The organism is Kitasatospora sp. P5_F3, from assembly GCF_054049135.1.
In genome coordinates, this window is sequence record NZ_JBFUMY010000145.1 from 1 (window position 1) to 10,525 (window position 10,525).

The 10,525-nt window shown below is 73.6% G+C and carries 9 protein-coding genes and 2 pseudogenes; 3 read left to right on the plus strand and 8 right to left on the minus strand.

Features of this window, described 5'->3' with window-relative positions; genetic code table 11:
- A partial coding sequence (locus ACXJMZ_RS36345; RefSeq protein WP_457034279.1) for a pirin family protein occupies positions 1 to 566 on the minus strand: 566 nt, incomplete at its 3' end.
- Positions 567 to 670: 104 nt separating this feature from the next.
- Complete coding sequence (gene rpe / locus ACXJMZ_RS36350; RefSeq protein WP_057230885.1) at positions 671 to 1,354, minus strand: ribulose-phosphate 3-epimerase; 684 nt, start codon at positions 1,352 to 1,354, stop codon at positions 671 to 673.
- A gap of 167 nt (positions 1,355 to 1,521) precedes the next feature.
- On the opposite strand from rpe, the gene ACXJMZ_RS36355 reads away from it, so the two are divergent.
- Complete coding sequence (locus tag ACXJMZ_RS36355) at positions 1,522 to 2,376, plus strand: SCO6745 family protein (RefSeq protein ID WP_457034280.1); 855 nt, start codon at positions 1,522 to 1,524, stop codon at positions 2,374 to 2,376.
- 9 nt (positions 2,377 to 2,385) lie between these two features.
- On the opposite strand, the gene ACXJMZ_RS36360 is transcribed toward ACXJMZ_RS36355, so the two are convergent.
- Positions 2,386 to 3,912: an ATP-dependent DNA ligase gene (locus ACXJMZ_RS36360; RefSeq protein ID WP_457034281.1), complete on the minus strand. Its 1,527-nt coding sequence runs from the start codon at positions 3,910 to 3,912 to the stop codon at positions 2,386 to 2,388.
- A 172-nt stretch (positions 3,913 to 4,084) separates the two neighbouring features.
- Here ACXJMZ_RS36360 and ACXJMZ_RS36365 point away from each other — a divergent pair.
- A pseudogene (locus ACXJMZ_RS36365) lies at positions 4,085 to 4,502 on the plus strand (GNAT family N-acetyltransferase).
- A gap of 14 nt (positions 4,503 to 4,516) precedes the next feature.
- Here the strand turns inward: ACXJMZ_RS36365 and ACXJMZ_RS36370 are convergent.
- From ACXJMZ_RS36370 to ACXJMZ_RS36390, 5 genes are all read right to left on the minus strand, one after another.
- Entirely contained in the window at positions 4,517 to 4,990 is a 474-nt protein-coding gene (locus tag ACXJMZ_RS36370; RefSeq protein ID WP_457034282.1) for a cupredoxin domain-containing protein, read from the minus strand.
- A complete protein-coding gene (locus ACXJMZ_RS36375; protein WP_457034283.1) occupies positions 4,939 to 5,787 on the minus strand; it encodes a ferritin-like domain-containing protein in 849 nt (282 codons plus the stop codon). The genes ACXJMZ_RS36370 and ACXJMZ_RS36375 overlap by 52 nt, the downstream gene beginning before the upstream one ends.
- The gene (locus tag ACXJMZ_RS36380) at positions 5,784 to 6,578 is read right to left on the minus strand and encodes a ferritin-like domain-containing protein (RefSeq protein ID WP_457034284.1); all 795 of its coding nucleotides are present in this window, start codon (positions 6,576 to 6,578) and stop codon (positions 5,784 to 5,786) included. The genes ACXJMZ_RS36375 and ACXJMZ_RS36380 overlap by 4 nt, the downstream gene beginning before the upstream one ends.
- 170 nt (positions 6,579 to 6,748) lie before the next feature.
- Positions 6,749 to 8,035, minus strand: a complete 1,287-nt coding sequence (locus ACXJMZ_RS36385) for a tetratricopeptide repeat protein (protein WP_457034285.1) — start codon at positions 8,033 to 8,035, stop codon at positions 6,749 to 6,751.
- Between the two features lie 88 nt (positions 8,036 to 8,123).
- Positions 8,124 to 9,545 (minus strand): DUF4331 domain-containing protein, encoded by a 1,422-nt coding sequence (locus ACXJMZ_RS36390; protein WP_457034286.1) that lies wholly within the window; start codon positions 9,543 to 9,545, stop codon positions 8,124 to 8,126.
- Between the two features lie 314 nt (positions 9,546 to 9,859).
- Here ACXJMZ_RS36390 and ACXJMZ_RS36395 point away from each other — a divergent pair.
- Positions 9,860 to 10,525, plus strand: a pseudogene (locus ACXJMZ_RS36395) (nickel/cobalt transporter); the annotation flags it as partial.

Consider the following 10,525-nt stretch of genomic DNA (forward strand, 5'->3'; position numbering starts at 1 on the left):
ACCAGCGGGGTGTACGTGGTGCCAGGGGAGGTGGCGCCGTCCAGGGTGCCGAGGATGACGGTGGCGTGCAGGCCGGCCGCGTCCACGGTGGGCAGGGCGGCGTGGTGCTCGAAGGCGGGAGCGGTGTGCCGGTGGCTGTCGGGGAGGGCGACCCAGAGCTGGGCGCCGTGCAGCAGCCGGGCGTGCCCGCGCGGGGACTCCTCGGAGTGCGAGATGGCCCGGCCCGAGGTCATCAGGCCCAGCTCGCGGGGGCGTACGGTCTGCAGGCTGCCCAGGCTGTCGCGGTGCAGAACCGAGCCCTCGTGCAGCCAACTGACCGTCTGCAGGCCCATGTGCGGGTGCGGCGGCACCTGCATGCCCGGCTCGTCGGCGATGTCGTCGGGCCCGTAGTGGTCGACGAAGCACCAGGCACCGACCATCCGGCGACCCAGGTTCGGCAGCAGGCGGCGGACCTCGGTGGACTCGCCGAGCCGGACCTGACGGCCGGTCAGCAGCTCCTTGACCGGGCCGGAGTCGGCCTCCCCGCCGCAGCTGGTGGGGGTGGGCTCGAGGTCGAGGTTGCTCATGGCTGACGCGCTCCGTCCGGACGACACCGTTGACGATCCGATCATGCGTCAGTTCGGGCCCGGCGCAAACCAGGGGCGGGAGAGCCCCGCCCCCGATCAGAGCGTCAGTGCGCGCAGGCCCACGGCGCCGCGGTGGTGGCCGCCTCGGCCCGGGCCCGGAGCGAACGGACCGCCTCCGCCGGGTCGGCCGCGCCGTACACCGCCGAGCCCGCCACGAAGACGTCCGCGCCCGCCTCGGCGCAGCGTTCGATGGTGTCGGCCGAGACGCCGCCGTCGACCTGGAGCCAGAGGTCGAGGCCGTGCTTGGAGATCAGCTCCCGGGTGCGGCGGATCTTGGGCAGCATGATGTCGAGGAAGGCCTGCCCGCCGAAGCCGGGCTCGACCGTCATGATCAGGATCATGTCCAGCTCGGGCAGCAGGTCCTCGTACTGCTCGATCGGGGTGGCCGGACGCAGCGCCATCGAGGCCCGCGCGCCCTTGGCCCGGATCTCCCGGGCGAGCCGGACCGGGGCGGCGGCGGCCTCGGCGTGGAAGGTCACCGAACCGGCGCCCGCCTCCACGTACTGCGGTGCCCAGCGGTCCGGCTGCTCGATCATCAGGTGGCAGTCCAGCGGCGTGGCCGTGGCCCGGGCCAGCGACTCGACCACCGGGATGCCGAGCGTGAGGTTGGGGACGAAGTGGTTGTCCATCACGTCCACATGCAGCCAGTCCGCACCTCGGACGGCCTCCGCCTCCTCGGCCAGGCGGGCGAAGTCGGCCGACAGGATGCTGGGGTTGATCTGCGCCATTTGAGGGAACCTTCACACTCGGTGCGGGCGGCTGGAGCTGCCGCTCGGATCCATCATCTCTCCTGCCCGTGGCGGGAAGTGAGCGATGAGATCTGCTCGTGACCCGCGTCACGTCCGTAGCGCGCTAAGGTCACCAGCGCCGTTGCCCGTGACCGGAAAGGTTCCAGATGGCCGAGATGGTGCATCCCGCCCGCGCGTTGTGGTGGCTCTTCGAGCCGGTGCACGCACTCACCTACTTCGCGCCCGAGGGCCGCGCCGCGTACGAGGCGGCCGGGCTGCGCGGAGCCTGGCGGGGGTACTTCGCGGGCCGGTCGGCCCCGCTCGGGCCGGTGGACGCCGCCCCGGTGATCGCCGCGTTCTTCAACTTCGCGCCGCAGATGGTCGAGCGGGCGCTGCCGGACGTCTGGTCCCTGGCCGGCCCGGAGGCCGCGCTGGCCGCCCGGCTGTCCGGGGCAGTCGCCACGCTGGAGCGCGTACTGGAGACCGTCAAGCCCGATCTGATCGACCGTTCGGTGACGCTGCTGGAGCGGGCCGTCGACGGGCTGGACTGTTGCGGCCGGGTGCTGGCCGCCGCGAACCTCGCGCTCCCCCGCCCCGAGGGCGCGCTGGCCCGGCTCTGGCACGCCACCACCGTGCTGCGCGAGCACCGGGGTGACGGCCATGTCGCGGCGCTGGTCGCCGAGGGGCTGGACGGCTGCGAGGCACTCGTCCTGCGCTGCGCCCTGGACACCCGGCGCGAGCAGCTCCAGCCGTTCCGGGGCTGGACCGACCAGGAGTGGGACGCCGCCGCCGACCGCCTCACCACCCGGGGCTGGCTCAGCCCGACCGGCGGCATCTCGGTCGACGGCCGACACCGCCACCAGGCCCTGGAGGCTGCCACGGACCTGGCCGCCGCCCGGGTCTGGTCCGGCTTCCGCCGCGCCGAACTGGACGAGCTGGCCGCCGCCCTGACCCCGATCGCCACCGCCTGCCGGGCCGAACTCCCCCAGCTCAACCCGATCGGCCTGCCGGTCAGCAGCTGACCCGGCCGCCTACCGGTCGGCCAGCGCCCGGACGGTGGCGACGGTGTCCGCCTCGCCGGCCGGCTTGTCCTCGCGGTAGCCCAGCACCCGGGCGAACCGCAGGGCCAGTCCGGCCGGGTAGCGCGGGCTGCGCTGGAGTCCGTCGAAGGCGATCTCCACCACCAACTCGGGCCGCACGTACACGGTGTACTCGTCCCGGTGGGTCTCCCGGGCCAGCAGCTGTTCGGTCTGCCAGCCGAGCAGCTGGTCGGTCAGGCCCTTGAAGGTCTTGCCCAGCATCACCCAGGGCTCGAGTCCGGGCTCCCCCTGGTTCCGCGCGGCCAGGTGCAGATTGCTCAGGTAGCCCCGACGGCGGCCGCTGCCCCACTCGGCGGCGGTGACCACCAGGTCCAGGGTGTGCCGGGGTTTGACCTTGATCCAGCCTGCGCCCCGGCGCCCGGCCGCGTACGGGGCGGCCGGGTCCTTGACCACCACGCCCTCGTGGCCGTGGGCGAGCGCGTCCGCGAAGAACCGCTCCGCCTCGGGCAGCTGACCGGTGGTCAGCTGCGGTACGCGGAGTTCCTCGGGCGCCACCGCCGCCAGGGCGCTCCAGCGCTCGGCGGCCGGACGGTCGATCAGGTCGGTGCCGTCCCGGTGCAGCAGGTCGAAGAAGAACACGCTCAGCGGGGTCTCCGCGCGCAGCCGCTCCGGATCCTGCCGGGAGGCGGTCCGCGCGGCGGTGACCTGGAACGGTCGTGGCCGGCCGTCCGGGCCGAGCGCGATCGCCTCACCGTCCAGCACCGCCCGCTCGACCGTCAACGACCGGGCCGCCGCCACCACTTCGGGCACCCTGGCGGTGATCTCGTCCAGGCTCCGGGTGAAGACCGAGACCTGCTCACCGTCCCGGTGCACCTGGACCCGGATGCCGTCGAGCTTCCACTCCAGCGCGGCCGGGCTCACCTTCTCCAGCGCCGCCGCCACCTCCGGCGCCGAGGCGGCCAGCATCGGCCGTACGGGGCGGCCCAGTTGCAGCCCGAACGCCCGCAGCGCCGGCTCCCCGCCGGTGAGCGCCGCCTCCGCCACCACCCGGGCCGATCCCCGCAGCATCAGCGCCCGCCGCACCACCGTCGCCGGCACCCCCGCCGCCCTGGCCACCGCGTCACCCATCAGCGCGTCCAGCGCCCCCTGGCGCAACTCGCCCACCAGGACCGCCCGCAGGAACTCCTGCTCCTCCGCCGTGGCCCGCCCGAACAGCTCGCCCAGCAGCCGCTTCCGCTCCCCCTGCGCGCCCTTGCCGTGCACCTCCCCCAGCCGGGTCAGCAACTCCTCCGTCTCCGCCACCCCGAGCGTCGCGGCCCCGGCCGGCTCCGGCAGCTCCCGGACGCCCGCCCAGCCGACCCCGGCCCGCCGACCCTCGCCCGACAGCAGCGCCACCGCCGCCGGGATCTCGGCCGGGCCCAGCTCCGTGAGGCACTCCGCGATCAGGGCCACCTTGGCGTTCCTGGCCGGCTCGGCCGCCACCGCGCGGGAGGTCCCGGCCAGACGTTCCAGCAGCACGGGCGGGCTCCTTCCGGGGTACGGATGCTCCCATCATGCTGCGGCCTGAGGCTCCGTCAGCTGCGACGCGCTGGCTCCGCTCAGGTACCGGCTTCCCGTACCGGCCCGGCCGCGTAACGCCGTGTTAGCGTCGGAATCGTTCGTACCTGAACCCGACCGTGAGGTGCCTCCGTTGTCCACCCTCCGCTGGGCCACCCGCCCGGAGACCGCCGCCGACCGCCAGGCGATCCGCGCGGTCCACCTGGCCGCCTTCGACACCGCTCTGGAGGCCGACCTGGTCGAGGCGCTGCGCCGACACCCCGGCGCTCTGCCTGGCCCCGGTCGCGGTCCTGCCCGCACACCAGCGGACCGGCGCGGGCGCCGCCGCCATCCGCGCCGCCCTGGCCGCCGCCCGGAACCGGGGCGAGCACACCGTCACGGTGCTGGGCCACCCGGGCTACTACCCGCGCTTCGGCTTCACCCGCGCCTCGCTGCACGGCATCAAGCCCACCGTCGACGTCCCGGACGAGGCGCTGCTGGCCCTCGACCTCGACTCGAACCGCCCGCTGCCCAGCGGCACGCTGCGGTACGCCGCCCCGTTCGGCAGCTGACCGGCACCCCGGCCTCAGGCCACCGTCAGCGTCCCCTTCATGAACTGGTGCAGGGTGCAGATGAAGGGGTAACTGCCGGGCGCGGTCGGCGCGGTGAAGGTCGCGGTCTTGCCCGCACCGATCGTGCCGCTGTCGAAGCCGCCCTGGCCGGTGGCGGTCAGCGTGTGCGCGGTGGAGTCCTCGTTCACGACGGTGACCGTCGCGCCCGGGCTCACCGTGAACTTGTCGGGGCCGAAGGTGAACTCCTTGATGGAGACCCGCATCGAGGCCGGCGCCGGACTGCTCGCGGACGGGCTCGCACCCGACGGACTCGCACCCGACGGACTCGGCGCCGAGGGGCTCGGCGCGGAAGCGGTCGAGGCGGACGAACTCACCACCGGCGTCGGTGTCCCGGAGGCCGAGCCGGCCCCGGAGCCGCTGGAGCAGGCGGCGGCCGTCAGGGCCAGCAGGAGAGCGCCGAGGACCGGGCGGAGGCGGGGAGTGTGCACGAGGAGTCCTTTCCAGAGGTGGCCGGCGTGCGCCCGGGGCGGCCATGGGGAGCCGTCCCGGGGTAGTTGAGGATCGCCGCGTGCATCGCCTCGACCGGCGCGATGGTGGCCGCGGTGGCGATCCCGGCCGGGCTGGTGACGTTGTAGGTGGCGAACAGGTAGGTCTGCGCCGCCTGGTCCTCCAACTGGAGCGCCAGCTTGGCCACCGCCCCGACGTCGGTCGCCTTGCCGAGCGCGGCCGTCACGTCGGCCTGGTTGGAGAGCGGGACGTTGGTGATGGCGGCCTTGCCCGCACCGGTGAGCACCGCGTTCCAGGCCTTCGCGTGGTCCGCGTGCTGGGCCATCGCGTTGGTGATGAAGTTCGCCACCGCCGGGGGCACGGTGCCGAGCTTGCCCGCCGCGGCGGCGTCCAGGGCGGCCTGGTAGGCCCCGACCGCCTGGTTCTCCAGCGCGGTGGCCAGCGCGACCACCTTCAGGTCTCCGGTGTACTGCCCGCTCGCCGAGGCGGACGAGGCGCCGGCCGACGGCGAGGAGCTGCTCTTGGAGTCGGACGTCCCGCTGGAGCAGGCCGCCAGCACCAGCGCCGCCGCCACCCCGCCGGTGCCGAACAGGAACCGACGCCGGTCCTGGTTCACCGCCTCGGGTGCCCGTCGGCTGCGGATCTCGGCCGCGAGATCGACCGCGCTGCCCTGCAGCACCGGCAGGGTCTCGCGGTGTGCCTGCTCCATCTCCCGGGTGAGGGAGGTCAGTTCGCGCTCGCTGATGGGGAGGTCCCAGCCGCCCTTGGTCGCGGTCACTGCACGGCCCCTTCACTGATCGGCGAGGCGTTCTTGGTCGGGTAGAACGCGTCGGGGAAACCGACGCTGCCGGCCGCCGCGGGCAGCTTGGCCGGGTCCACCGGGATGGTGATCAGGTCGGCGGCGTTGCCCGCCAGCAGGGCCTGCACCGCGAGCAGGGTGGCCCGGTGCTGGGCCTCCACCGGGGCGACCGAGGCGAACAGCTTGCGCAGGTCGCCGTTGCTGACCTGGCTCACGTTCTTGGTGTAGGTCTGGGCGGCCACGTCCTCCAGCGTGATGGCCAGCTTCACCACGTCCGCCGGGGTCTTGATGGTCGGCAGGGCCTGGTCGACCACCGCCTTGTACTTCGGATCCGGGCTGTTCTGCGCCTTGCCGCCGGCCTGGGTCGCGGCGGCGTTGAACGCCTTGGCGTGGGCCTGGTGCTGCTCGGTGGTCTTGGCGATGAAGGCCGCCACCGTCTTGTTGCCGTCCTTGACGAACGGCAGGGTGGCCGCCGTCTGGTAGACGCTGATCGCCAGGTTCTCCAGCGAGGCAGCGGTCTGCAGCGCCATGATGTCGTCCGCCGTCGCGGTCGCCGCGAACGCCCGGGTGCCGCCCAGCATCGCGAACGCGCCGGCCAGTCCGGCCACCGCTCCGCCACGCCGCCACCAACCGGCCCGCCCGGGCTCGGTACCGGCGGCGAAGTCGGTCAGCGCGCTGCGGGTGATCTTCACCGCATCGCTGTTCAAGTCCTGTGACTGCTCGGTGAGTTCTTCGAGCAGTCGGGTGTCGATGTGCTGTGCGCCCATCATTCCCCGTCTCGGGTTCTGGGGCCCGCACGATTCACGGGCCCACGCGAGCAGCATTCGGCCCGACCCCGGCGCCGGATTGCCCGGCACGGCCGCTTTCACCCGTAGGAGTGGTGTCCTGCCCGCAGATCGGCCTACTCCGCGCTGCCGGGCACCGCCCCGGCCAGGTACCGTCACGGCCCGCCCAGGGAGTCCAGCGCCGCCCGCGCCGGAGCCAGGTACGGGTCGATCCGCACCGCCTCGCCGAGGTGGGTCCTGACGGCCTCCCGTTGGCCGAGGGAGCGCTCGATCTCACCCTGGTGATAGCGGAACCGGGCGTTCGGCCAGCCGGTCCGGCGGGCCTGCCCGGCCAGGCCGAGCGCCTCCTGGTCGGCGCCCTGCCGGTGCAGCGCCCAGGCGAGGGCGTCGGCGACCAGCACGCTCCGGCGGCGCTGCCACTCGGCCCGCAGCAGCCGGACCGCCTCCGTCGGGTCACCGTGGTCGGCGAGGTACTGGCCCAGCGCCAGATCGTCCACCACCCCGCTCCCGGCGGCCAACCGGTGCTCGGCCGCGAGCAGCTCGTACTGCTGCCCGGCCTGCTCGCCCCGGCCGAGGGACTCGTACAGCTCCCCGAGCTCCAGCAGGTACTGCGGCAGCGGCACCTTGGCGACGGCGCTGGTGTAGTCGCGCAGCGCGGCCTCGGTGTCGCCGAGCGCGGCCTCCGCCCTGGCCCGCCCGGCCAGCGCGGGCGTGTACTGCGGATCGGCGGCCAGCGCCTGCCGGTACCCTTCCAGGGCCGCCTGCGGGTGGCCCGAGTTCTGTTCCAGTTCGGCGAGTTGGTGGTGGCAGAAGGCGCGGTCGGCGTCGTTGGCGGCCCCGGCCAGGGCCTGCCGGAGCGCCTGTCCGGCCCGGTCGGTCTGCCCGTGCTGCTCCAGGTCGTAGGCGGCCCGGGTGAAAGCGGCCGTCCCCGGGTGCCGGTCGAGCAGCGCCTGCACGGCGGCGGTCGCCTCGGACTCGTTGCCCAACTGGGTCTGCGCGTCGGCCAGTACGGCGTACGCCTGCCAGTGGTACGGGGAGACGGCGATCGCCCGGTCCGCGAACTCCTTGGCCTCGGCGAACCGGTGCCTGGCGTTCGCCAGCGCGCCCAGCCCGGTCAGCGCGTCGGCGTTGGCCTCGGGGGCCAGGGTCAGCGAACGCCGCAGCGCCTCTTCGGCCTTGGGGTAGGAGGACGGGTCCGAGGTCAGCCGGGCCTGCTCCACGTACGTGCCGCCCAGCAGGGCCCAGGCCGCGTGGTCGCCCGGCAGCTGCCGCAACCGCTGCCGGGTCGCGGAGATCACCCGCTCCAGGTTCCCGTCGGACACCACCGAGGCACCCGTGGGCGGCGCGGCGGACGGCGCGGCGCCGTCCTCCCGGCCCAGCGCGGCGAAGGCCAGGCAACCGCAGAGCGCGGCGGTGGTGAGCAGCAGGGGAAGTCGTCGCATCGGTGTCCTCACGGGCGGCGGTACGGAGCAGACGGGCGGGAGCGGCGGGCGGACGGCTCCATTGCTGCAAACCGTCCGCCGGCTGCGATCAGTTGGTCTGGTTGACGGCCTTGGCGTACGGGATCGCGAGGTACGGGAAGGTGGTCCCGAACGGCCGGTCCGCCGCGTTCACGCCGTCACCGGCGGCGAGCGGGGCGACCAACTTGCCGGGGGTGGCGCCCTCCAGTACCTGGAGCGCGATGTCGATCACGTCGTCACTCAGCCGACGGCCGTTCGGGAAGCCCTGGAAGTCACCGTTGAGCACCCCGAGCCGGTCCGGCACCGCGGCGGACAGGGTGGACATGTTCAGCCGCAGTTCCTCGGCCGGGACGAAGGCGGCCGGGTCGATGTCCTGGTTCATCAACTGCGAGTTGAGGTCCACCTGGTAGGGACCGCCGGTGGCCTTGGCGATACCGGTGAGGAAGATCTCCTGGAGGTCGGTGCGGGGTGCCGCCGGCGCCTTGATCCCGTAGATCCCCTCGACCAGCTTCGGCACCTCAGGGTCGAGCACCTTGGCCACCACGGCGGGCTGGTTGTGGTCCTCGGACGGCGGCAGCGCGTTGAACGCGTCCTTCAGCCCGGCCGGCACCACGGCCTCGTTGACCAGTGGGTTGCCCAGCCGCGACACCTGCACGAACGGGCCCTCGGGCTGCTGGCCGCCGGGAGTGAGCTTCATGCTCTGCTTGGAGGTACTGCTCCAGACCCCGATCACCGGGTTCCGGGTGGCGTCGCCGCCCAGTGCCAGGCGGCTCTTGGGCACCTGGAGGGCGATCGAGTTGACGTTGTACCCGGCCAGGGTGTTCTGTCCGGTCTCCTTCAGATTCCCCCCGTAGAGCAGATCGAAGACCCGCAGGTCGAGGAAGAACGGGTCGGCCGCCTGGGTGGCCACCGTCTGCCCACCGCCCGGAAGTTGGACAGTGGCCTGGTCACGGAGCCGCCCGTAGTCGGGCATCGAGGCGGCGCCGGTCCTGGACGGCGCGACCACGCCGCGCTCGATCAGGGTGACCGGGTCGCAGTCCGGGCGCAGCTCCTGGAGCGTGTAGTACTGACGCACCTTCAGGGTCGGGTCGGTGAGGTTGTTCACCACGCCGGTGTTGTAGAGGAAGGTGTCGGTGCCCCGCTGGTCCTCGGTCCGGAACGTCCAGCGGTAGGTGAGGTCCGGCACGCCGGTGCCCCGGGAGTCGATGTTGATGTCGTAGTGCGCGCCGTCGGCGAACGGGTGGAAGTTCGGCCCGCCGTTGGGCTCCTGGAACGGCGACCAGTTGGCGATCAGCGTCACCGTGTCGGGCTTGTCCGGGCTGGTGAACGCGTACACGTCGGTGTTGTCGGTCTGCGGGTCACCGGCGATCAGCGGCGCCTCGCGGTGGCTGGACGCGCTGCCGACCCCGGCGCCGGGTCCGGTCACGGCGGTGCCGGCCAGGGCCAGTCCGAGCACGGTCAGGACGGCCGCCGTTCGGGCGGTGGAGGACACTCGGACGGTTCTGAACTGGGACTTCATGATGCTGGGGCACTCGCTTTCGGTCACGGCGGGATCAGCGGAACCTCCGCTGCGGGCACTGTCGCCCGCTCCGCAGCACTCCTTCGTGACCCGGAGCGGGACGGCTCGGCCAGGTCACCCGCACGGCCGACCCCGCTCACCCGTCCGGCCCCTGCGACGGGCCTTCGAGGAGCGGTCCGGGCGGCGGGGTGCGGCAGAGTACCGGTGCGGCCGGTGCCGACGGAGCGTCAGATCCGGTACCCGGAACGCCCGTCGCCCCACATCCCCCCCGCCCTCGGAGGCAGTGCGTGACACCTTCCCGATTGCTCGCCCGCGCCGGTGGTGCCCTGGGCGCCGCGCTCTGGCTGCTGGCGGGGACGGCACCGACCGCCGCCGCCCACCCGCTGGGCAACTTCTCGGTCAACCACTACCTCGGCTTCACCGTGCACCAGGACCGGATCGAGGTACTCGCGGTCACCGACCAGGCCGAGATCCCCACCCTCCAGGAACAGAGCCGGGTGGACCGGAACGCCGACGGCACGGTGGACGACGCCGAACGCGGCAGCTGGGCCGTCGAGCAGTGCGCCACCACCGCCGGCCGGCTCCAGGTCCGGGCCGGGCCGTCCGACGCCCCGCTGAACTGGCGGGTCCGCTCGGCGGCCTACGGCTACACCGAGGGGGCCGCCGGGCTGCGCACCGCCCGGCTGGACTGCACGCTCGACAGCCCGCTCACCGTGGCCGCCGACGGTACGGCCCTCCGGGTGCGCAGCGGCGCCGACCGGGACCGGGTGGGATGGAACGAGATCACCGCACGCGGTGTCGGTGTCCGCCTCGACCCGACGGACGTACCGGAGGTCTCCGCCTCGCACGAACTCCGGAGCTACCCACGGGAATTGCTCGACGCCCCGAACGGGGTCCTCGACGCCCGGTTCACCGCCGCCCCCGGCAGCGGCTCGGCCGTGGCCGGCCTGTCC